The sequence below is a fragment of the Deinococcus metallilatus genome, assembly GCF_004758605.1.
GTDB lineage: Bacteria > Deinococcota > Deinococci > Deinococcales > Deinococcaceae > Deinococcus > Deinococcus metallilatus.
The window spans coordinates 2,064,322-2,084,872 of sequence record NZ_CP038512.1 but is presented as its reverse complement, the minus strand read 5'-3'; the positions used below and the strand labels follow the sequence as shown (position 1 = coordinate 2,084,872).

Genomic DNA, 20,551 nt, shown 5'->3' with positions numbered 1-20,551 from the left:
GGGCGGACGCGAGTGGGAAGGGAGCCGCGTGACGACCGCCGCACCGCTGCCCGCCGCCCGGCCCCGCGCCCTCACCTTCGGCAACGTCTGGCTGAGCCTGGTGCTGCTGGCCGTGATGCTGCTGTACCCCTTCGTCTTTGGCAAGGCGCTGAACTTCGGGGTCGCCACCCTGATCTTCGCGGGCTTCGCGATGAGCTGGAACATTCTGGGCGGCTGGGCGGGGCAGCTCAGCCTGGGGCACGCGGCTTTCGTGGGGGTCGGGGCCTATACCCTGACGCTGCTGGCCACGCCGGAGCGCGTCCCGGCCTTTTTCGGCGGCCCGGTGGCGCCGTGGTGGGGCGCCCTGATCGGCATGGGGCTGGCCGCGCTGCTGGCCGCCGTGTGGGGGGCGCTGACGTTCCGCCTGCGGGGGAGTTACTTCGTGCTGTCCACCATCGCGGTCGCGCTGGTGCTGCGGCTGGTGGCGATCAACAGCTCGTGGACGGGCGGGGCGGAGGGCCTCTTCATGCCGGAACTGCCCCGACTCTTCGGCCTGGACCTGTTCGACCGCAAGGTGGAATACGGCCTGGCCTTCGCCTTCGTGGCCCTCACGCTGCTGGTCACGCACCTGCTGCGCCGCTCGCGGCTGGGCTACGCCCTCCAGGCCGTGCGCGAGGACGAGGACGGGGCGCGGGCATTGGGCATCGATCCCACGCGGATGAAGGTGCTCGCGTTCATGCTCAGCGCGGCCCTGACGGCCCTGGGCGGGAGCCTCTACGCGATCTACCTGCAAGCCTTCGAGCCGCACACGCTGCTGGAACTGCCGCTCAGCGTGCAGATCGCGCTGATGGCGATCATCGGCGGGCGGGGGAGTATCCAGGGGCCGATCATCGGCGCCCTGCTGCTGAGCGTGTTCGGCGAGGTGTTCCGCACAGTCTTCGCCAGCGCCAACCTGCTGATCTACGGCGTCCTGATCCTCGTCATCACGCTGTTTGCCCCGGACGGCATCATGGGCCTCTTCGGGCGCACCGGGCGCAAGTTGGGGACGGCAAGATGACCACGCCCGAGTTCCCCGCAGTCACCCCCTTCCCCGGCCAGCCCGTCCACGCGCCGCAGGGGCCACCCCTTCTCACCGCCGAGGGGATCACCGTGCGGTTCGGCGGCGTGACCGCCGTAAAGGACATCAGCCTCGCGGTGCGGCCCGGCGAGATTCTGGGCTTGATCGGGCCGAACGGGGCCGGGAAGACCACCCTGTTCAATGCGCTGACCGGCTTCGCGCGCCCCAGCGCGGGCCGCGTGACCTTCGACGGACGCGACGTGACCCAGGTGCCGCCGCAGGCGCGGGCGCGGCTGGGCATGGCCCGCACCTTCCAGGTCGAGCGGCCCTTCGAGAATCTCAGCGTGCTGGAAAACGTGCTGGTGGCCAGCTTCCTGCACCACCGGGGGCGGGTGGCGGAGGATCAGGCGTATGCCGTGCTGGAACGGGTGGGCCTGGCCGACCGCGCCGCGCAGCCCGCCGCCGAACTCAACCTGGCCCGCCGCCGCCGCCTGGAACTCGCCAAGGCGCTCGCGCTGGAACCCCGCCTGCTGTTCCTCGACGAGAGCATCGCGGGCCTGAACCCGCCCGCCCAACAGGAAATGGTGGCCCTGATCCGCTCGCTGGTCCAGTCGGGCCTCGGCGTCGTGATGGTCGAGCACATCATGCACGTCATCATGTCTCTCTCGGATCACGTGATCTGCATGGCCTTTGGCGAACTGCTCGCCGAGGGTGAGCCGCAGGCGGTCGCTGCGCATCCCGACGTGATCCGCGCCTACCTGGGAGATGACCATGACTAGCGTCCAGCCCCAACCTGTCCCCGTCCCCGTCCGTGACCGCGTGCTGAACGCCGAAGACCTGGAGGTCGCCTACGGGGAGGTGCAGGTGGTGTTCGGCGTCTCGCTGCATGTCGACAAGGGCGAGCTGGTCGGCCTGGTGGGCGGGAACGGCAGCGGCAAGAGCACCATCCTGCGGGTGCTCTCGGGGATGCTGAAGGCCAGGGCGGGCACCGCCACCTACCGCGGCCACAACCTCAACGGCGTGCCGCCGCACAAGATCACCGACCTGGGGGTGGCGCATGTGCCGATGGGCCGCCAGCTCTTCGGCCAGATGTCGGTCGAGGAGAACCTGCTGATGGGCGCTTACCTGCCGCGCACCAAGGCGAACCGGGCCGCCAATCTCCAGAAGGTCTACGACTTCTTTCCGCGCCTGACGGAAAAACGCCTGACGCCCGCAGCGGCCCTTTCCGGCGGGGAGCAACAGATGGTCGCCATTGGCCGCGCGCTGATGAGCGAGCCGGAAGTCCTCCTGATGGACGAACCCAGCCTGGGCCTCGCGCCGCTGGTCGTGTCCGAGGTGATGCGGGTGATCGGCTCCCTGCGAGAACTGGGCCTGACCGTCCTGCTGGTCGAGCAGAACGTCCGGCAGGTGCTGAAGGTCACCGACCGCACCTACGTGTTGGAACTGGGGCGGCTGGTCAAGGAAGGGCCGAGCCGCGAACTGATGGGCGACCCGGACATCATCCGGGCCTATCTCGGGGTGTGACTGCGTGACGGGCGATGATCCCTCTCCGTACGCCTGGGAGAGGGAGCTTCAGCCCGTGCCCTATGAAAATTGTGTTCAGTATCACCATAAAGAGACTTCTGGGGTCTTGAGACTTGTCAGGCTTCGGTATTCCAGAGTGTTTTCCCCGTGCAGGCGGGGATGCTCCCTTCAGAACGACCAAGCACGTCCCGGAAGGAACTTCCTGTCAGGCCCTCGCGCGGTCTATCAACACCACCTGGGCATCAATGGACTGTCCCCAGGGCAACCGCGAAGCTGAGGTTGGGCCTCCGGACCGGCTCGCCTGACCCGCGTGGATGAGGGGGCTTGACAGTGCCCCAGAGGAGGCGCAGGCTGTGAAAAGCATTGCAATTCAAGGCCCTGACCAACCCCCGCCTGCCGGAAGGGAGGACGCCCACCCGCTGCCTGACCCGCCTTCAGCCTGAGAAGCTCGTGCCACCGCGCCGAAGTTCCCCCGTGGAGACAGGAGGAAGAACCATGAAGCGTCCCCTCGCCCTCTCGGTCATGCTCGCCGCCGCCGGACTGTCCGCCTTCGCCCTCGCGCAGGGCCTGCCCAAACTGGCGCAGAAGAAGACCTACAAGGTCGGTTTTGCCCAGACGGAGAGCAACAATCCCTGGCGCCTCGCCCAGACCAAGAGCATGCAGGACGAGGCGAAGAAGCTGGGCTGGCAACTGGTGTACACCGACGCCGCCGGGTCCGCCGCCAAGCAGGTCAGCGACGTGGACTCGATGATCGCGCAGCGGGTGGACGCCATCTTCCTGGCGCCGCGTGAGGAAAAACCCCTGGCCGCCGCCGTGAAAAAGGCGCGCGCCGCCGGGATTCCGGTGATTCTCCTGGACCGCACGGTGGACCCCAAGCTGGCGAAGCCGGGGGTGGACTACGTGACCTTTATCGGCTCGGACTTCGTGCAGGAAGGCCAGCGCGCCGCTGACTGGCTCGCCAAGAAGACGAACGGCAAGGCCACCATCATCGAGCTGGAGGGCACCACCGGCTCCAGCCCCGCCAATGACCGCAAGACCGGCTTCGACACCTACATCAAGAAGTTCCCCGGCATGAAGATCGTCGCTTCGCAGTCCGGCGACTTTGCCCGCGACAAGGGCCGCCAGGTGATGGAGACGCTGCTCCAGGCGCACCCCGACGTGACCGCCGTGTACGCCCACAACGACGAGATGGCGCTGGGTGCCATCGCCGCCCTCGAAGCGGCGGGCAAGCAGCCCGGCAAGGACGTGACCGTCGTGTCCATCGACGGGGAAAAGGACGCGCTGCAAGCCATCATCGACGGGAAGCTCGGCGCGACGGTGGAATGCAACCCGCGCTTCGGCCCCAAGGCCTACGAGACGCTGATCCGCTACGCCAGGGGTGACAAGATTCCCGCCAAGATCATCAACCCCGACCGCTTCTTCGACGCCAACAACGCCAAGGCCAGCCTCAGCACCTCGTACTGACGGACGGCGGAGCCGGAGGTTCACGGAGAGTCTCCTGTCCGTGAACCTCCCGCCCGCGTTCCCAGGGGGCCACGTGAACGACGCCCAACCCCTCCTCGTGATGGAGGGCATCACCAAGACCTTTCCCGGCGTCCTGGCCCTGCAAGACGCCTCGCTACACGTGGGGCAGGGCGAGGTCCACGCCCTGATCGGGCAGAACGGCGCGGGGAAAAGTACCCTGATCAAGATTCTGACGGGCGCGTACCGCAGGGACCGGGGCACCGTCCGCCTCGCCGGGCAGGAGGTGGACTTCCATTCCCCGCAGGCCGCGCAGCGCGGCGGCATCAGCACCATCTACCAGGAGGTCAATCTGGTCGGCTTCCGCTCCGTCGCGGAGAATGTCTTCCTGGGGCGTGAACCCCGCCGGGGCCTCTTCATAGACTGGCGCGCCATGAACGCGGAGGCGCGCAGACTGCTGGAACGCTTCGGCGTGCGGGTGGACGTGACGCGGCCCCTGGCGTCCTATAGCGTCGCCGTGCAGCAGATGGTCGCCATTGCCCGCGCCGTGTCCTTCCAGAGCCGCCTGGTGATCATGGACGAACCGACCTCCTCGCTCGACGACCGCGAGGTGGAGACGCTGTTCGGCGTGATCCGGCAACTGAAGGGGGACGGCGTGGGCGTGGTCTTCGTCTCGCACCGCCTCGACGAGCTGTATGCCGTGTGTGACCGCGTCACCATCATGCGCGACGGGCGCACGGTGGACGAGCGGGCGATGGGGGACATCAGCAAACTCGAACTGGTGGCGAAGATGCTCGGCAAGGAGATCGGGGAGGTGCGCCGCGAGGGCGAGACGGCCTTCGAGCGCAGCGGGCCGCCCGGCGAGACGCTGCTCGAAGCCTGGCACCTCCGCACCGGGCCTGCCCTGAAAGACGCCAGCCTCAACGTGCGTGCGGGGGAGATCGTGGGCCTGGCGGGCCTGCTCGGCTCGGGGCGCAGCGAGACGGCGCGGGCGATCTTCGGCGCGGACGACCTGACCGGGGGCGAGCTGCGGGTGAACGGCGCGCCCGCGCGCTTCCGCTCGCCCGCTGGCGCCATCGCGCGCGGCATCGGCTTCTGCTCGGAGGACCGCAAGACGGAAGGCATCATCCCGCACATGACCGTCCGGGAGAATCTCACGCTCGCGCTGTTGCCTGCCCTGGCGCGTTCTGGCGTCGTGGACGCGGCGCGGCAGGCGGAGATCGTGGACCGGTTCATCGCCCAGCTCGGCATCAAGACCGCCGGACCCGATCAGAAGATCCGTGAACTCTCCGGCGGCAACCAGCAGAAGGTCTTGCTGGCCCGCTGGCTGTGCCTGAACCCGGAACTGCTGATCCTCGACGAACCCACCCGCGGCATCGACGTGGGGGCCAAGGCCGAGATTCAGCGCCTGCTGAGCGAACTCGCGCGGGAAGGCCTGGGTGTGCTGATGATCAGCAGCGAACTGGAGGAACTCGCGGAAGGCTCAAATCGCGTCGTGGTGTTGCGCGAGGGCCGCACGGTGACGGAACTTTCGCGTGAGGAGCTGACGCAGGACCGCATCATGGCGGCGATGGCGCAGGACCCGAGTCCCCTCGCCGTGACCGGGGCACCGGAAGGAGGGGCGCGTGGCTGACTCCAACGCGGGACCCGTCGCCCCGCAGGCGCCCGGACGTGCCCGGCAGCGCGCAGGGTGGTGGCGTGGCCACACGCAGATTCACGCCGCGCTGGCCGCGCTGGTGCTGCTTTTCCTGTTCAATGCCCTCTTCACGCCGCACTTCCTGAGCGTCCAGACCCTCAACGTGAACCTGACCCAGGTGGCGACCACCGTGATCGTCGCGGTCGGGATGACCCTGGTGATCGCCACGGGTGGCATCGACCTCAGCGTGGGCGCGCTGATGGCGATCAGCGGCGCGCTGGCCCCGATGCTGTTCGGGCACCCGCCCTTCGGGAACGCGGCGCTGGGCGTGCTGCTCGCGTTCACCGTGCCGGTCCTGGTGGCGGGTGGCTTTGGCCTCTTCAACGGCACGCTGATCACGCGCTTCGGCCTCCAGCCCTTCATCGCCACGCTGATCCTGTTCATCGCGGGGCGCGGCATCGCGCAGGTGATGACGAACGGGCAGCTCCAGACCTTTGCCAACGCCCCCTTCCAGTACATCGGCCTGGGCCGTCCCTTCGGGATTCCCTTCCAGGTGATCCTGATGCTGGCGGTTGTCGCGCTCTTCGCCTGGATCATGGCGCGGACGGTGTTCGGGCGCTACGTCCTGGCGGTGGGCGGGAACGAGGCGGCCGCGCGCCTCGCCGGGGTGCCCGTGCAGCGGGTGAAACTGCTGGTGTACACCATCAGCGGCCTGCTGTCGGGGGTCGCGGGCCTGATCGTGATTGCCATCAATTCCTCCTCGGACGCCAATCAGGTCGGCCTCAACATGGAACTGGACGCCATCGCCGCCGTCGCGGTGGGCGGCACGCCCCTCACCGGCGGGCGCGCGACCATCCTGGGAACACTGCTGGGCGCCCTGATCATTCAACTGATCCGCTTCACGCTGCTCGCCAAGGGCGTGCCCGACGCGGCGGCCCTGGTGGTGAAGGCGGCCATCATCCTGCTCGCCGTGTACGTGCAGCGGCAGCAGCATTAGACCTCCTGCGGAGGGTCTAACTGTCAAAAGGTCTAACCGCCGAACCGCTCAGGCCCTCGCTGATCTGAATCCTTCAGCGGTTAGACAGTTAGACCGTCAGACCGTTCGACAATTTGACACGGAAAGGAGCTGAATGTCCCTGCTGAATCCCCCGCGCGAACTGGCGCGGGACCGCCGCGCCCGCGCCGTGAGCCTGCTGCAACGCTACGGCGTGCTGGTGGCGCTGGCCCTGCTGATCCTGTTCGGCGCGCTGCGCTATCCGGGGTTCCTGAGCGCCTACAACGTGTTCACCGTGCTGGGTTACAACTCGATGTTCGGCCTGATCGCGCTGGGCATGACCTTCGTGATCATGACGGGCGGCATCGACCTCTCGGTGGGGAGTATCGCGGCCTTTGCCAGCGTGATCGGCGCCCTCCTCAGCCCGCACGGTCTGTGGCCCGCCCTGCTGGGCGCGGTGGCCGCCGCGACGCTGCTGGGGCTGGTGAACGGCCTGCTGATCGCCTACGCGCGCATCCTGCCCTTCATCACCACGCTGGCGATGCTGCTCGCCGCGCGCGGCCTGGCGCTGCTGTTTGCGAACAACCAGTCGGTCAGCGTGGACTACGACCACGGCTTCACGGCTCTGGGACAGGGGAACGTGGGCGGGGTGCCGTTCACGGCGGTCCTGCTGGGGGTGGCCTATGTGCTGGGTGCCCTGCTGCTGCGCGCCACACCGTTCGGGCGGCACGTCCTCGCGGTGGGCGGCAACGAGGAAGCCGCCCGGCTGATGGGCCTGAACGTGGAGCGCGTGAAGGTGCTGGTCTACACCCTGTCCGGCGCCCTGGCGGGCCTGGCGGGGGTGATCCTGGCCTCGCAGTTCGGGGCCGGGCAGCCCACCGAGGGCCTGGGGTGGGAACTCACCGCCATCGCCGCCGTCGTCGTGGGCGGCACGCTCCTCACCGGGGGCCTGGGGTCGGTGGGAAGCACGCTGGTGGGGGTGCTGCTCCTGGGCATCATCTTCAACATCCTCAACTTCGAAAACGGGCGCGGCACCATCAGCCTCAGCGCGTACTGGCAGAGCGTGATCCGGGGAGCCTTCCTGCTGCTGGTGGTCGTGCTGCAAAACCGGCTGACCCGCCGGGCGGCTGGGGGCGGGTCCTGAACCCTGACGCCGCACGTTTCATTCACGCACCCTGGGAGAGGCGCACAATGAGAGGACCGCCAACCGTTTTTCCGCCCCTCGTGCGTATCCCGTTCAGGAGGACACCATGACTGTCACGAATGACGCCAAGGCCGCCGCGTCCATGAGTGCCGAAGCTCCGAGTACGCCGCCCACCGCCGACCAGACCCCGATCAATGCCACGCCCTACGCCGATCCACAGTACGACGTGCCCACCATCATGGCGGGCATCTACGGCGACGGCATCATTGGCCTCAAGGGCGCATTCTCACGCGAGTGGGTGGCGAGACTCGCCGGGGAACTCCCGGTGCTGTACGAGGCGGCGCTGGCCCGGCCCGGCGGCGCCGTCGGGCGCGGCACCAACCGCCATTATGTCGAGATTCACCCCGAGGACATCAGCGGTTTTCTCGATCTCGTGACCCATCCGTGGGTCAGGACGGTGTGCGAGAGCGTCCTGGGGCCTGACTACAAGATCGTGGAGATCGGCTTCGACGTGCCCAACCCCGGCGCGAAGGACCAGCCCTGGCACCGCGACTTCCGGGCGGGCGACGAGACGCTGGTGGACCGCCGCCTGAACTCGCTGGCCTTCAATCTCACCGCCGTGGATGTGGAGCCGGACATGGGGCCCTTCGAGATCGCGCCCGGCACCCAGTGGGATGACCCCAGCGCCTTCGACCACGGCATGTTCCCCCCGGTGTCGCTGTTTCCGCGTTATCAGGCCCTCGCGCAGCGCAAGATGCCGAAAATGGGGGACATCTCCGCCCGCAGCGCGCTGACCATTCACCGCGGCACCGCCAATCACAGCGACAAGCCCCGCCCGGTCCTGGTCCTGGGGGTGGACGCGCCGGGCGCCGGGCATGACGAGTGGCACGACCTGCAATTCACGCGCGCGTACTACGAGCGGTTGCCGCAGGAGGTCAAGGATCACCTGATCTGCCGCGTCGTCGACGAACTCGAACCCATCGTTCAGGGCCACACCATCGAGGGCCTGATGATGGGGGACGCCTAAAGGCCATGCGCGCCAGAATCCTATGAGAGAGTTCAACAGCATCGTCGCGCACTTCGGCAACGCGGCCATTCCCGGACGGATCGAGGCCCTGGAGGGGGGAAGGGGCTTCATGCGCGTCGCCCTCGACCCGGACGTGGATGCCCTTCCCGTCCAGGAAGGCAGCGAGTGCATCCTCGAAATGCACGATGGCGCCCGCTTCCGCTTCGCCGTCGTGGAGCGGCTGGACGGGCACACGCACGCCTTCCGCATGAAACTGCTGGGGCGCGCCTCCCCGACCTTGGGGGACCCGGCGGCTTCATCGCTCGCAGAGTGAGGCGCGTTCCGCGCGGCCTGGCTGCTCTGGCGACGTTACCAACACCCCCCTCGCTGCTCATGCTGCACGTCATCCCCCCATTCCGTTCAGGGCGGGGCGGTCGGCCCGACTCGCGTCTTGGCTCCTGAACATGAAGCTGCCCCTGGGGCTGACCGGCAGGCTCAGATCGCCGTCCGGGAGGCGGCGTAGCGAAGAACAGCAGGGCGATGCGTCACCCGGTTCCCGACTCACAGGCGCCGGGTGACGCTCTTTTTTCGCTATACCGGCGTTTTACGTTCCGGGACTACGGTCATGGCGGAGGTGTTCCATGAACAAGTCCTTTCTGCTGGCACTCGCTCTGAACGCCATGACACTGGGCGGCCCGGCCCACGCGCAATCCCAGGTGGCCCCGGAAACCCATCCGGTCGGCGATATTCCCGACTCGCAGGTCTTCGTGCGCTACACGGGCGCGGCGGGGCATTACAGCCTCACGGTTCCGGAAGGCTGGGCACGCCGCGTGCAGGGCAACCGGGTGAGCTTCACATCCAAACTCGGCGCGGTGGAGGTGAGCAGCGGCAAGGCTGCGGCTTCCCCAACGGTGGAAAACGTGAAAGGCTCGCTCCTGCCCGCGCTGGCGAAAACCATTCCAGGGCTGAAGGTCACCTCGGTCCAGGCGGTCCGTCTGCCCGCTGGCCCGGCGGTCCTGGCCCGCTTCACGTCCGCTGGGGCACCGAACGCCGTGACGGGCAAGAGCCTGCCGGTGGAGAACGACCTGTACGTCCTCGCGTGGAACGGGCAGCAGCTCAGGGTGCGCTTCAGTGCGCCGCTCGGGGCGGACAACGTGGACGCCTGGAAGCAGATGGCCCAGTCCATCCAGTGGAGGTGAGAGCATGACCCTGCTGCAAGCCACCGACGTCTACCGCTTCTACCATGTTGGAGACGATGAAACCCGCGCCCTGCGCGGGGCCAGCCTGGAGGTCCGGGCGGGCGAACTGGTCGTGCTGCTGGGCCGCAGCGGCAGCGGGAAAAGCACCCTGCTGGCCTGCCTGGCGGGACTGGACGACCCCGATGGGGGCCAGGTGGAGGTCGCCGTCGCCTCCCGTCGCCTCTCGCGCCGCCCGGAGGTGCAGCGTGCCCGGCTGCGCGCCGAACACCTGGGCGTGATGCTGCAAAGCGGCAACCTGCTCCCGCATCTGAACGTGCTGGAAAACGTGCTGCTGACCGGGCGCATCCTGGGCAAACCCGATGAGGTCCGGGCACGCGAACTCCTGGCCCAACTGGGTCTGGCGGGGCGGCTGGCGGCCTATCCCAGCCAGCTTTCCGGCGGGGAGACGGCCCGCGTGTCCCTCGCGGCGGCGCTGGCGCATGGCCCGGCCATCCTGCTGGCGGACGAACCCACCGCCGAGCTGGACCTCCAGACCGAGGTGCAGGTCGCGCAGGTGATCGAGGCGTTCGTCCGTCAGCCGGGGCACGGCGCCCTGATCGCCACGCACAGCCCGCGCCTGGCCGCCCACGCCAGCCGGGTGCTGCGCCTGAAGGACGGGCGGTGGCAGGATGCCTGAAGCAGAGGCACGCCCCCGGGGGCAACCTCACCTCACGGCACCTGCGGCGGTGCCCCTGGTGGACGCGCGGCAGGTCACGCGGGCGTTCCAGGTGGCTGGACAGACCGTGACGGCCCTGCAAGGCGCGACCCTTCAGATTTGCCCCGGGGACCGGGTGGCCCTGCTGGGAGCCTCCGGCAGCGGCAAAAGCACCCTCCTGCACCTGCTGGGGGGACTGGACACGCCGACCAGCGGCACGGTGACCTGGCCCGCGCTGGGCAACGGGCAGGACCTGCGGCCCGGCAAGGTCGCGTTCGTCTTCCAGGCGCAGAGCCTGATGCCGCCCCTGACCGCGCTGGAGAATGTCGCGCTGCCCCTGTTGCTGAACGGGAAGCCGCCCAATGAGGCGCAGGAGGAGGCCGCGTTCTGGCTGGAACGCCTGGAACTGCTGCCCCTGGCCGACCACCTGCCCGAAGAACTCTCCGGCGGGCAGGCGCAGCGGGTGGCGGTGGCCCGCGCGCTGGTCACCCATCCCCGCCTGATCCTGGCCGACGAACCCACGGGGCAACTCGACTCCGCGACCGCCCAGCACCTGCTGGACGTGCTGCTCGCCGCTCTTGACCCGGGCGCGGCGCTGGTGATGGCCACCCATGACCCCGACGTGGCCCGCCGCCTGGACACGATCTGGCGGATGCAGGACGGGCAACTCGTCTCGGTCACCCGCAGGCAGGAGGAAACCTCATGAACCGGGTCTGGCTTCAGGGCCTCCTCGCACGCCGTCCCCTGCGCATCTGGGGCAGCGCGGCGGGGGTCGCGCTCACCGTCGCCTTTCTCGCGCTGCTGCTCGCCTTCGTCTCGGCGGGGCGGGCCAACATGACCCGGCGGGCCGTGGCGTCCGTGCCGGTGGACTGGCAGGTGCTGCTGGGGGCGGGAACCACCCGTCAGGCCGCGGAGCAGGCGATCCGGGCCGCCACGCCCGTGAGGACCCTCCTCCCGGTCGGATACGCGGACGTGGCGGGCTTCACGGCCAGCACGGGGGGCACGGTGCAGACCACCGGCGCGGGCAAGGTGCTGGGTCTGCCGGACGGCTACCGCGCGCAGTTTCCCGCCGAGATTCGCCCGCTGATAGGCTCGGCGGACGGCGCGCTGCTGTCTCAGCAGACGGCGGCGAACCTGCATGCGGCGGTCGGGGACACGGTGAATATCCTGCGCTATGGGGCCGCGCCCGCAGTGGTCAAGGTGGCGGGCATCGTGGATTTGCCGGAGGCCGACTCGCTGTTCCAGGCCGTCGGCGCGCCCAGAGGTCTGGCCCCGCAGGCTCCACCGGACAACGTGCTGCTGCTGCCCCGCAGGCAATGGGACACGCTGTTCGCTCCGCAAAAGGTCGCGCGCCCGAACACTGTCCGCGAGCAACTCCACGTGCGGCTGGCCCGCACCCTGCCCAGTGATCCCGGCCAGGCCTTCGCCCTGGTCACCAGCCTTGCCAACAACGTGGAAGCGCGCCTCTCTGGCTCTGCCGTCGTCGGGAACAACCTGGCGGTGAAGCTGGACGGTGCCCGTGAGGACGCCCTGTACGCCGAGGCGCTGTTCCTCTTCCTGGGCTTGCCCGGAGCCATCCTGGCCGCCGCCCTGACCCTGACGGTCGCCGGGGCGAGTGCCGCGCAGCGGCAGCAGGAAGCGGCGCTGCTGCGGGTGCGCGGCGCGTCCGAACGGACGGTGGTGCGTCTGGGTGCGGCGGAAGCGTTGACCGTTGGCAGCATCGGGACGCTGCTGGGCCTGGCGCTGGCCGCCCTGATCGCGCCGCACCTCACCGGCGGTTTGGCCTTCGGCCCGCTTGTCTGGCTGCTTCCCGCACTCGTGGGCCTGGGGCTGGCATTCGTGGCCGTGCTGCTCCCTACCCTGCGGGCCGTGCGCGGTGCGAGCGTGGTGGCGCAGCGGCAGGCCGTGGGCCGGGCGGGGACCCCGCTCTGGCAACGCCTGTACCTGGACGTGCTGCTGCTGGCCCTCGCGGGCCTGGTGTTCTGGCGCAGCGCGGCCAGCGGCTATCAACTGGTCCTCGCCCCCGAAGGCGTCGCTAAAGCAAGTCTGCAACTCGAGGCCTTCGTCGCTCCCCTCGCCCTGTGGCTGGGCGGCACGCTGCTGGCGCTGCGTTTGCTGGGCCTGCTGCTCGCCAAGAACCTGTTGACCCGGTTGCTGCGTCCTCTGAGCGGCCCGCTCTCCGGCGTGGTCGCGGCCTCGCTGAGTCGGCAACGCCCGTTGTTGATGCGCGGCGCGGCTTTGGTGGCCCTCGCCACCGCCTTCGCGGTGTCCACCTCGATCTTCAACGCCACCTACAACGACCAGGCTCGGGTGGACGCGGTGTTGACCAACGGCGCGGACGTGACCGTGACCGGCAATGCGAATGCGCCCGCAGGAAACCACCTGGCCATGCTGAAGAGCCTGCCTGGCGTCACCGATGCCCAGCCCCTGATCCACCGCTTCGCGTATGTCGGCGCCGATCTTCAGGACCTCTTTGGCATCGATGCCCGGCACTTCACCGACGTGAGCCATCTCTCGGACACGTACTTCAAGGACCTGTCCGCCGCGCAGGCCCTCGCGAAACTTCAGGCCCGCCCGGACGCGGTCTTCGTGTCCCAGGAAACCGTGAACGATTACCAGCTCGCGCTGGGGGACCCGCTACGGCTCCGGCTGCTGAATGCCCGGACGCACCGGTATCAGGTGGTGCCCTTCACCTTCGTGGGCGTGGTGCGCGAGTTTCCCACCGCCCCCAAGGATTCCTTCCTGGTCGCCAACGCGAGTTACCTCGCGCGGATGACCGGGAACGGTGCGGCGGAGGTCGCGCTGCTGAAGGTCAGCGGCAACCCGGCAGCCGTCGTGCAGGCCGCCCGAAAGGCCACGGGCACTCTGCCCGGTGTGCAGGTCACGGACCTCGCCACCGTCCGCAGCCGGATCGCGTCCGGGCTGACCGCCGTGAACCTGTCGGGGCTGGCCCGCCTCGAACTGGCCTTCGCGGTGCTGCTGCTGGCCGCCTCCACGGGTCTGGTGCTGGCCCTGGGCCTCGCGGAGCGCCGCCGCACCTTCACGGTCCTGAATGCCCTGGGGGCCCGCCCCCGTCAGCTCGGCGCGTTCCTGAACGGCGAGGGGCTGGTCGTGGTGGGGTTCGGGGGCCTGTTCGGGCTGGTCATCGGCCTGGGTGTGGCTCAGACCCTGATCAAGCTGCTGCAAGGCGTGTTCGACCCGCCGCCCGAACACATGCTGCTGCCCTGGCTCTACCTGCTGGGTCTGCTGGTGGCCGGGATCGTCGCGACCACGCTGGCCTTGAACTTTGCCCGCAGGGCTTCGGGACGCAGGGTCACGGAAGTGTTGCGGGCGGCCTGATGAACGCGCCAGGCAGGTGAACCGTGGATGCCTGGCGCCGTTCCCCAACTGACGGAGAGGTGCTTCTATGCCGACGCTCAAGCCGCTCCTTCTCGCCCTTCTCTCCCTGTCCGCCGCGCAAGCGGGAACGGCGCCCTTCAGCGTGACCCTTTTCCCACATGACCCGGCGCTGGCCTGCCACTCGGCGTCCACCCCGGCCCTCACCTTTGGCCCGCCTCCTCCCGGCACCCGCAGTCTGGCCGTGCTGCTGTGGGATCAGAGGCCGAATCAGTTGAGTGGCCGCTGGCTGGTGTTCGACCTGCCGCTCAAGACCACCCGGCTGGACACGCAGGACGCTTCACGCCTTCAGGTGGGAGGCGGCAAGGTGGCCCTCAACGACGCCGGGCAACCGGGGTATACCGCCCTCTGTGCAAGGGGACGGCATGATATTTACGTGGACTTCTACGCCCTGGACGTGTCCTCGCTGGGCGTGCCCGCCGGAACTCCCTTGCGGAAAGTTCACACGTTGATCCATCAGCACAAGCTTCGGGAAGTCAAGGCGCATCTGGTGAGGGTGATTCCATGAAATGGCTCCTCGGTCTGCTGCTCCTGAGCAGTCCGGCCTCCGCCGTGTCCATCTACGCGCACACGCATGCGGGGATGCTCAGCCCGGCGGTGAAGGGCATCCCGGCGCGTGTGTACGTCCCCAACGGCAAGGACAACACCGTGAGCGTGATCGACCCGGCCACCTTCAAGGTGATCCGCACCTTTCCGGTGGACAAAGAACCGCAGCACGTGGTCGCCTCGCACGACCTGAAGACGCTGTGGGTGGCGAGCGACCAGGGGCGGCAGTCGCTGACCCCCATCGACCCGCGCACGGGCAAACCCGGCCAGCCGGTGCCCACGCCCGACCCCTACAACCTCTACTTCACCCCCGACGGGCGCTATGCCCTGGTGGTGGCCGAGAACGAGCGCCGACTGGACTTCCGTGACGCGCGGACCATGCGCCTGGTCTTCAGCCTTCCGGTGCCCTGCCAGGGCGTCAACCACCTGGACTTCAGCCCGGACGGACAGCACGTGCTGGCGGCGTGCGAGTTCAGCGGGGACCTGATCAAGCTGGACCTGCTGGCCCGCAAGGTCACCGGCAAGCTGCACGTGGGCGGGATGCCGCAGGACGTGCGCCTCTCGCCCGACGGTCAGGTGTACTACGTGGCCGACATGATGCTGGGCGGGCTGCACCTGATCGACGGCCGCGGCCCCACGCCCCGCAAGCTCGGCTTCGTGCCCACCGGGAAGGGGGCGCATGGTCTGTACCCCAGCCGGGACGGGACGCGGCTCTTTGTCTCGAACCGGGGCGAGGGCAGCGTGAGCGTGCTGGACTTCGCCACGCGCAGGGTGACGGCCAGGTGGCGGATTCCGGGCGGCGGCAGTCCCGATATGGGCAGCGTCTCGGCGGACGGCAAGCAGCTCTGGCTCTCCGGGCGCTACAGCAACGTCGTCTATGTGTTCGACACCCGCAGCGGCCAGGTGATCCACGAGGTCCGGGTGGGACAGGGGCCGCACGGCCTGACCTTCTTCCCCCAGCCAGGGCGCTACTCGCTGGGGCATACCGGGAACTACCGCTGAGGGGTGATGCGGCCCATCCGCCCGCGCAGCAGCCAGAGGAGCAGCGCCGCCAGCAACACGGCGGCCAGCACCTCTGCACCGTAGTGTTCGATGTGGGGCAGGACCGCCGGGCCGAACCGCCACAGCACGGTCTGCCACACCCCAACGTGCAACAAGGCCCCCAGCAGACTCAGCAGCAGGTACTTCGGCCAGGGGTAGCGGGTCATGCCCGCCACCAGCGTCACGGGCGTCCGCAGGCTGCCCACCGTGCGGCTGACGACAATCAGCGGTGCGCCCCAGCGTTCCAGCAGGTCCAGGTTCCGCTGCCGCCGGATGGCCGCCTGCCAGCGCGGCGGGAGCCAGCGTTGGCCCCAGCGCCCCGCCGCGTACCCCAGCAGGCTGCCCAGCCAGTTGCCCAGCACCCCCCAGGTCAGTGCCGCCGCCAGCGTGGTGCGTCCTGCATCGATCAGGGCCGACTGCGCCAGCATTGGCAGGACGCCGGGGACGCCGGGAATCCCCGCCCCTTCCAGCGTCAGCAGGCCGAAGGTCGCGGCGTTCAGCAGCGTGGGGTCCAGGCCGGAGAGCCAGAGGTTCAGGTTCACCGGACGAACGCTCCCGCGGGAACCGCCCGGTAGCCCTTCTCCCGCGCCGCTTTGAGCAGGTCCGGCAGGGCCGCCAGGCCGTCCGGCGCGTTGTCGTGCAGCAGGATGATGCCGCCGGGCCGCAGGTGACGGGCAAAGCGCGCCTCCACCGTCTCTACCCCCGGATTCTGGAAGTCGCCCGGGTCGTCGGTCCAGAAGACAGTGGTCAGGCCCAGACTCCGGGCAATGTTCAGCACGCGCTCACTGTACTCGCCGCCGGGCGGACGGAAGAAACGCACGGGCTCGCCGGTCAGGCGGGTCAGCAGCTCATTGGTGGACTGGAGTTCGGCGCGAATCTGCGCGTCCGTCAGGTGGGGCAACCGGACGTGGTGGTACGTGTGGTTTCCGAATTCGTGTCCGGCCTGCACCATGTCACGGATGAAGTAGGGGTAGGCTTCAGCGTTGCGCCCGATGATGAAGAAGGTGGCGCGGGCCTGCTCGCGCCGCAACAGGTCCAGCACCAGCGGGAAGTACAGCGGGTGGGGCACGTCGTCGAAGGTGAGGGCCACCTGCCTCCCCGTGGGATTCCCCTTGAAGAGCAGGCCGCCCCGCACACCACCGCGCGCCTGGGCGAGGCTCTGTTCCAGCCGCTGTTTTTGCAACTCTGCTGGCGTGCCCACAAAGACCGGCAGGCGTTCGGGCTCATGGGCGGGTGTGCCGGGCGGTTCGGGCAGCTCCATGTTCTCCGGGGTCCAGAGGCGGTCATAGGTGTCGGCCGTGAGTTCGCTCTGGAAGGTCCTCAGACGCGCACGGGGCACCGAGAGGGTCAGCACGGGGAGCGGTCCGCCCAACCCCCGGTAAGTTTCTGCCCGGTACATGCTGACATCCACCTCCGCGAGTTGCGGGTCGGCGCGGTAAGCCCCCTGCACGCTCTGAACAGCCAGCGCCAGGGCACGCTGCGGGGAGACTTCCCCCGCCGGAAGCAGCACCAGCGCGTGCGCCACCTCGATAAAGCCGTTGCCCAGCACCTCCACCTTCCGGACCCCGGGAATGGCCGGGGTGAGGGTCAGGGTGGGGAGGGTCGGGGCGGCGCGCGTGCCGGGGGCCAGCGGCTGCACCTGTCCGGGTGGCGTGACGGGCGGGACCGGCGCGGGAGGCTGGGCGGCGGCTGTGGACAGCAACATCGCGGCAGACAGCAGGAGGATTCGGCGCATGACTCAACGTAGTTCGGGCAGGTTGAATTCGGGTATACCCCCTGGCCGTCCGTCCTCTCTTACAGGGGAAGTGGGCTGATCCGGTCTGCACCCACCGCACCAGATCGGTTAAATCCGACTTTACCCGTGCTGGACGGGGTTTATACCGCCCCTATACCGTGTGCAGGCATCCTGGCGGTAGGTGAAGCACAGGGCCTCACCCCCGCCAAGGAGAATCACTGATGAACAAGAATACGCGCACCATCCTGCTCGCCCTCGCCACCACCGCCGCCGTCGGCGTTCCGCTGGTCGGATACGCTTTCGCCCAGACCACCCCGGCACAGAGCGGCGCGGCCCAGACCCGCACGGCGCAGGGCCAGAACACGGGGGACAACGACACGGAAACGCAGGACGACCAGACCCCGGCCTACCAGGGCAGCATCCAACTCCCCGCCGAGCAGCAGGGGACGGAACTGCCAGAGGCCCAGGAAGAAGCCCAGCTCCGCGGCCTTGCCCGCATCACGCCCCAGCAGGCCGCTGCGGCGGCCCAGGCCGCCCTGCCCGGCACCGTCAGCAGCGTCAAGCTCGAAAACGAGAACGGCAGTCTGGTCTATGCGGTCGTGATCGGCCAGACCGAGGTGAAGGTGGACGCCGGGAACGGCCGGGTGCTGCACCAGGAACAGGCGGGGCAGAACGAACAGGGAGGGGATCAGGAAGGCGGTCAGGACAGCGAAACCAATGACGGCCAGTAAGTGACAGAGAGCGCCGGGGCGGAACAGGCCCCGGCGCTCACCTTTGCTTCCGCCGTCTGACCGCTGATCTCCGCGTAGCGAAGGGTGGTCTGGGTGTGCCGGTGACCCTTACCCCTTACCGTTCTTCCGCGCCTGCAATGAGGTGTCCGTGGGCATAAGGGAGCTGCCGGAAGTACTGGCGGAGGGCCGCCATGAGTTTGGGATCATCGAGCAAAACCGTCCGCTTGCGCCCGCCCTTCCCCGGCGCGGAAGCGGGCCAGCACCTCGTCCAGCGGATGGGGGGAGCGACCCAGTCACCGACGAGCTATCGGTCTCGTCGGCGTTCTGCAAGGCGGGCTGCGGCCGTGGAGAACTGCTCGTCCTCGGCGGGTTCCGGGTGACCGATCACGGTGAGCCTGCGGTTCACGATCTGCCGCGATCATGTCTGCGGCGTCATCCCCAAGGTTCGTGACGATCAACGGCAACCTTCTCTAGGTTGCATGAGGAGAGGCTGAGCCATACCCTGTCTGCAATTCGTAAGCAAAGTTTCCGAACGGGGTGAGCATGGGACAACCGCAGACCCTTCGACGACTCAACCGGCAGCAGGTTCTCCGGGCACTGCTGGGCACCCAGGTGCGGACACGTCCACAGTTTGCCGAGCAACTTGGTCTTTCCAAGGTCACCGTGACCGCCATTGTCCGTGAGCTGCTGGAATGCGGACCACACACGCTGGCAGACCGGCTTCAACAACTACAGCCGGGGGTTGCCCTTTCCCTTCCGCAGGACGCCAGCGGCACGCCGTTGCAGGGAGCGGTGCTGCTCGCCCGGCAGCGCGCCCAGGAGCACCTCCTGAAAGACGCCCTCCACTGGCAGGAGGCCCGTTCCTGTGTGGCATGACACTTACCTGTCCACCGTCCTGAGGCCTGATGATGCCTATGCGAGAGCGCACCTGCTGCCGCACCTGTTCGACGCGCTCACCGCCCACGCGCTGATGCTGGACACCCAGGGGTTGCCCCACGCCGGACAGGCGGCGTCCCTGCTCCGCGCCCTGAGACGTGCCCCCTTCCCGCCTTACGATCCCCAGGTCGAGGACGTGTTCTTCAGCCTGGACCGGCGCCTCGCGGATGAGGACCCGGAGGCGGCGGGGGCGCTGCGCACCGCGCTGTCCCGCAATGACCTGGACATGACCCTCTACCGCCTCAATGCCCGTGAGCGCCTGATGCGGGCCAGCCAGCGCCTGCTGCACCTGCGCCGCACCTTGCTGGACCTCGCCGGACGTGAGGTGGACACCGTCATCGTCGCCTACACGCACCATCAGCCTGCCCAGCCCACCACACTCGCGCATTATCTCGCCGGACTCGAGAACGTGCTGGCGCGCGACACCGGGCGGATGTTCGCCGCCCTGGGGCGGGTGAACCTGAGTCCGATGGGCGCGGTGGCGCTGGCAGGCACCAGCTTTCCGATTGACCGGCAACTGACCTCGCGCCTGCTGGCCTTCGACCGGCCCATCGAGAACACCTACGACGCGGTGAGTGCCAGCGACTGGCAGGTGGAACTGGCCGGAACCGTCACGGCGGCGGCCACCACCCTGTCGCGCGGCGTCTACGACCTGCTGCTGTGGGCGTCCCGGGGCCTCCTCACCCTGGAAGACGGCCTGGTGCAGGGCAGCAGCGTGATGCCCCAGAAGCGCAACCCGGTGGCCCTGGAACATGCCCGGACGAAGTTCAGCAAGGCCATCGGCGCCACGCAGAGCGTGATGCTGTGCGCGCATAACGTGCCCTTCGGGGACATCAACGACCCCGGCCCAGATATGCAGCCGCCCCTCCACAGCATGTGGCAGGAGTTGTGCGAGGGCGTGGAACTGCTCACCGCCGCGCTGACTGCCCCGGTGATCAACCGCACCGCCTGGCGAGAGGAAGCGGAGGGGAGCGGATCAGCCGTCACCGAACTCGCGGACGTGATCGCCCGGCAGCAGGGGGGCGGGTTCCGTCAGGCGCACGGGGCGGTCAAGACCCTGCTGGCGCAACTTCAGGCCTCAGGCCGCCCACTCGCGTCCGTCACCGCTGGGGACCTGGCGCCCCTGGGGGTCCAGTTGCCCGAAAGGGAACTGGCCGCCGCACTCGACCCCGCCGCCTTCATCGCCCGCCGCACGACCTTTGGCGGTCCGGCCCCCGCGGTAATGCGGGGGGCCCTCCACACGGCGCGGGAACGGCTGGAGCAGGACATACTCATCCATCAGCACACCCAGCAACGCTTCGCAGACGCCCGGACACGTCTGGAAGGAGGAACGGAAGGGTGAACCGCCGGATTGGGACCACACTTCTGGCCGCGCTGGCCTGCCCCGCCGCCCAGGTCGGGCCGGGCACGCACGGGCAGCACCGGATGGCCGCCACATCGAGCTGCGGATTCCCTGGCCCGCGATGCCCACG

The 20,551-nt window shown here is 68.8% G+C and carries 20 protein-coding genes; 18 read left to right on the top strand and 2 right to left on the bottom strand.

The genetic code is table 11. The annotated features are described in order from the left end of the window. The first annotated feature begins 28 nt into the window (after positions 1-28). From E5F05_RS16100 to E5F05_RS16030, 15 genes are all read left to right on the top strand, one after another. Complete coding sequence (locus tag E5F05_RS16100; RefSeq protein ID WP_129119663.1) at positions 29-1,036, top strand: branched-chain amino acid ABC transporter permease; 1,008 nt, start codon at positions 29-31, stop codon at positions 1,034-1,036. Then, positions 1,033-1,815: an ABC transporter ATP-binding protein gene (locus tag E5F05_RS16095; protein WP_129119662.1), complete on the top strand. Its 783-nt coding sequence runs from the start codon at positions 1,033-1,035 to the stop codon at positions 1,813-1,815. The genes E5F05_RS16100 and E5F05_RS16095 overlap by 4 nt, the downstream gene beginning before the upstream one ends. After that, entirely contained in the window at positions 1,808-2,560 is a 753-nt protein-coding gene (locus E5F05_RS16090; protein WP_241687189.1) for an ABC transporter ATP-binding protein, read from the top strand. The genes E5F05_RS16095 and E5F05_RS16090 overlap by 8 nt, the downstream gene beginning before the upstream one ends. Before the next feature lie 495 nt (positions 2,561-3,055). Beyond that, positions 3,056-4,024, top strand: coding sequence for an ABC transporter substrate-binding protein (locus E5F05_RS16085; RefSeq protein ID WP_129119660.1), 969 nt, complete (start codon positions 3,056-3,058; stop codon positions 4,022-4,024). A 73-nt stretch (positions 4,025-4,097) separates the two neighbouring features. Next, positions 4,098-5,654, top strand: coding sequence for a sugar ABC transporter ATP-binding protein (locus E5F05_RS16080; protein ID WP_129119659.1), 1,557 nt, complete (start codon positions 4,098-4,100; stop codon positions 5,652-5,654). Further along, positions 5,647-6,654: an ABC transporter permease gene (locus tag E5F05_RS16075; protein WP_129119658.1), complete on the top strand. Its 1,008-nt coding sequence runs from the start codon at positions 5,647-5,649 to the stop codon at positions 6,652-6,654. Before E5F05_RS16080 ends, E5F05_RS16075 begins: the two co-directional genes overlap by 8 nt. Before the next feature lie 133 nt (positions 6,655-6,787). After that, positions 6,788-7,795 (top strand): ABC transporter permease, encoded by a 1,008-nt coding sequence (locus E5F05_RS16070; RefSeq protein ID WP_129119657.1) that lies wholly within the window; start codon positions 6,788-6,790, stop codon positions 7,793-7,795. A 106-nt stretch (positions 7,796-7,901) separates the two neighbouring features. Next, on the top strand, positions 7,902-8,822 hold the full coding sequence (locus tag E5F05_RS16065; RefSeq protein WP_129119656.1) for a phytanoyl-CoA dioxygenase family protein: 921 nt from the start codon (positions 7,902-7,904) through the stop codon (positions 8,820-8,822). A 22-nt stretch (positions 8,823-8,844) separates the two neighbouring features. Further along, positions 8,845-9,135 (top strand): hypothetical protein, encoded by a 291-nt coding sequence (locus E5F05_RS16060; protein ID WP_129119655.1) that lies wholly within the window; start codon positions 8,845-8,847, stop codon positions 9,133-9,135. A 307-nt stretch (positions 9,136-9,442) separates the two neighbouring features. Further along, positions 9,443-10,000 (top strand): hypothetical protein, encoded by a 558-nt coding sequence (locus tag E5F05_RS16055; RefSeq protein ID WP_129119654.1) that lies wholly within the window; start codon positions 9,443-9,445, stop codon positions 9,998-10,000. A gap of 4 nt (positions 10,001-10,004) precedes the next feature. Continuing rightward, positions 10,005-10,676 carry an ABC transporter ATP-binding protein gene (locus E5F05_RS16050; protein ID WP_129119653.1) on the top strand — a complete coding sequence of 224 codons (672 nt, stop codon included), beginning with the start codon at positions 10,005-10,007 and terminating at the stop codon, positions 10,674-10,676. After that, entirely contained in the window at positions 10,669-11,400 is a 732-nt protein-coding gene (locus E5F05_RS16045; RefSeq protein ID WP_129119652.1) for an ABC transporter ATP-binding protein, read from the top strand. Before E5F05_RS16050 ends, E5F05_RS16045 begins: the two co-directional genes overlap by 8 nt. Continuing rightward, positions 11,397-14,033: an ABC transporter permease gene (locus E5F05_RS16040; RefSeq protein ID WP_129119651.1), complete on the top strand. Its 2,637-nt coding sequence runs from the start codon at positions 11,397-11,399 to the stop codon at positions 14,031-14,033. Before E5F05_RS16045 ends, E5F05_RS16040 begins: the two co-directional genes overlap by 4 nt. 67 nt (positions 14,034-14,100) lie before the next feature. After that, positions 14,101-14,598 carry a hypothetical protein gene (locus tag E5F05_RS16035; protein WP_129119650.1) on the top strand — a complete coding sequence of 166 codons (498 nt, stop codon included), beginning with the start codon at positions 14,101-14,103 and terminating at the stop codon, positions 14,596-14,598. Next, positions 14,595-15,638, top strand: a complete 1,044-nt coding sequence (locus E5F05_RS16030) for a YVTN family beta-propeller repeat protein (protein ID WP_129119649.1) — start codon at positions 14,595-14,597, stop codon at positions 15,636-15,638. Before E5F05_RS16035 ends, E5F05_RS16030 begins: the two co-directional genes overlap by 4 nt. Here E5F05_RS16030 and E5F05_RS16025 read toward each other — a convergent pair. Continuing rightward, positions 15,629-16,219: a DedA family protein gene (locus E5F05_RS16025; protein WP_129119648.1), complete on the bottom strand. Its 591-nt coding sequence runs from the start codon at positions 16,217-16,219 to the stop codon at positions 15,629-15,631. The two genes, E5F05_RS16030 and E5F05_RS16025, sit on opposite strands and share 10 nt — an antisense overlap. Further along, a complete protein-coding gene (locus E5F05_RS16020; protein ID WP_129119647.1) occupies positions 16,216-17,412 on the bottom strand; it encodes a polysaccharide deacetylase family protein in 1,197 nt (398 codons plus the stop codon). The genes E5F05_RS16025 and E5F05_RS16020 overlap by 4 nt, the downstream gene beginning before the upstream one ends. A gap of 221 nt (positions 17,413-17,633) precedes the next feature. On the opposite strand from E5F05_RS16020, the gene E5F05_RS16015 reads away from it, so the two are divergent. From E5F05_RS16015 to E5F05_RS16005, 3 genes are all read left to right on the top strand, one after another. Beyond that, a complete protein-coding gene (locus E5F05_RS16015) occupies positions 17,634-18,143 on the top strand; it encodes a PepSY domain-containing protein (RefSeq protein ID WP_129119646.1) in 510 nt (169 codons plus the stop codon). Between the two features lie 543 nt (positions 18,144-18,686). Further along, positions 18,687-19,019 carry a hypothetical protein gene (locus tag E5F05_RS16010; protein ID WP_129119645.1) on the top strand — a complete coding sequence of 111 codons (333 nt, stop codon included), beginning with the start codon at positions 18,687-18,689 and terminating at the stop codon, positions 19,017-19,019. Beyond that, a complete protein-coding gene (locus tag E5F05_RS16005) occupies positions 19,009-20,421 on the top strand; it encodes an argininosuccinate lyase (protein ID WP_129119644.1) in 1,413 nt (470 codons plus the stop codon). The genes E5F05_RS16010 and E5F05_RS16005 overlap by 11 nt, the downstream gene beginning before the upstream one ends. Positions 20,422-20,551 lie beyond the last annotated feature (130 nt).

Bases quoted from the DNA above. Each gene is read 5' to 3' on its own strand.
- E5F05_RS16095 (WP_129119662.1), top strand. From the start codon at position 1,033: ATGACCACGCCCGAGTTCCCCGCAGTCACCCCCTTCCCCGGCCAGCCC.
- E5F05_RS16090 (WP_241687189.1), top strand. From the start codon at position 1,808: ATGACTAGCGTCCAGCCCCAACCTGTCCCCGTCCCCGTCCGTGACCGC.
- E5F05_RS16085 (WP_129119660.1), top strand. From the start codon at position 3,056: ATGAAGCGTCCCCTCGCCCTCTCGGTCATGCTCGCCGCCGCCGGACTG.
- E5F05_RS16070 (WP_129119657.1), top strand. From the start codon at position 6,788: ATGTCCCTGCTGAATCCCCCGCGCGAACTGGCGCGGGACCGCCGCGCC.
- E5F05_RS16065 (WP_129119656.1), top strand. From the start codon at position 7,902: ATGACTGTCACGAATGACGCCAAGGCCGCCGCGTCCATGAGTGCCGAA.
- E5F05_RS16060 (WP_129119655.1), top strand. From the start codon at position 8,845: ATGAGAGAGTTCAACAGCATCGTCGCGCACTTCGGCAACGCGGCCATT.
- E5F05_RS16055 (WP_129119654.1), top strand. From the start codon at position 9,443: ATGAACAAGTCCTTTCTGCTGGCACTCGCTCTGAACGCCATGACACTG.
- E5F05_RS16050 (WP_129119653.1), top strand. From the start codon at position 10,005: ATGACCCTGCTGCAAGCCACCGACGTCTACCGCTTCTACCATGTTGGA.
- E5F05_RS16045 (WP_129119652.1), top strand. From the start codon at position 10,669: ATGCCTGAAGCAGAGGCACGCCCCCGGGGGCAACCTCACCTCACGGCA.
- E5F05_RS16040 (WP_129119651.1), top strand. From the start codon at position 11,397: ATGAACCGGGTCTGGCTTCAGGGCCTCCTCGCACGCCGTCCCCTGCGC.
- E5F05_RS16035 (WP_129119650.1), top strand. From the start codon at position 14,101: ATGCCGACGCTCAAGCCGCTCCTTCTCGCCCTTCTCTCCCTGTCCGCC.
- E5F05_RS16030 (WP_129119649.1), top strand. From the start codon at position 14,595: ATGAAATGGCTCCTCGGTCTGCTGCTCCTGAGCAGTCCGGCCTCCGCC.
- E5F05_RS16020 (WP_129119647.1), bottom strand. From the start codon at position 17,412: ATGCGCCGAATCCTCCTGCTGTCTGCCGCGATGTTGCTGTCCACAGCC.
- E5F05_RS16015 (WP_129119646.1), top strand. From the start codon at position 17,634: ATGAACAAGAATACGCGCACCATCCTGCTCGCCCTCGCCACCACCGCC.
- E5F05_RS16010 (WP_129119645.1), top strand. From the start codon at position 18,687: ATGGGACAACCGCAGACCCTTCGACGACTCAACCGGCAGCAGGTTCTC.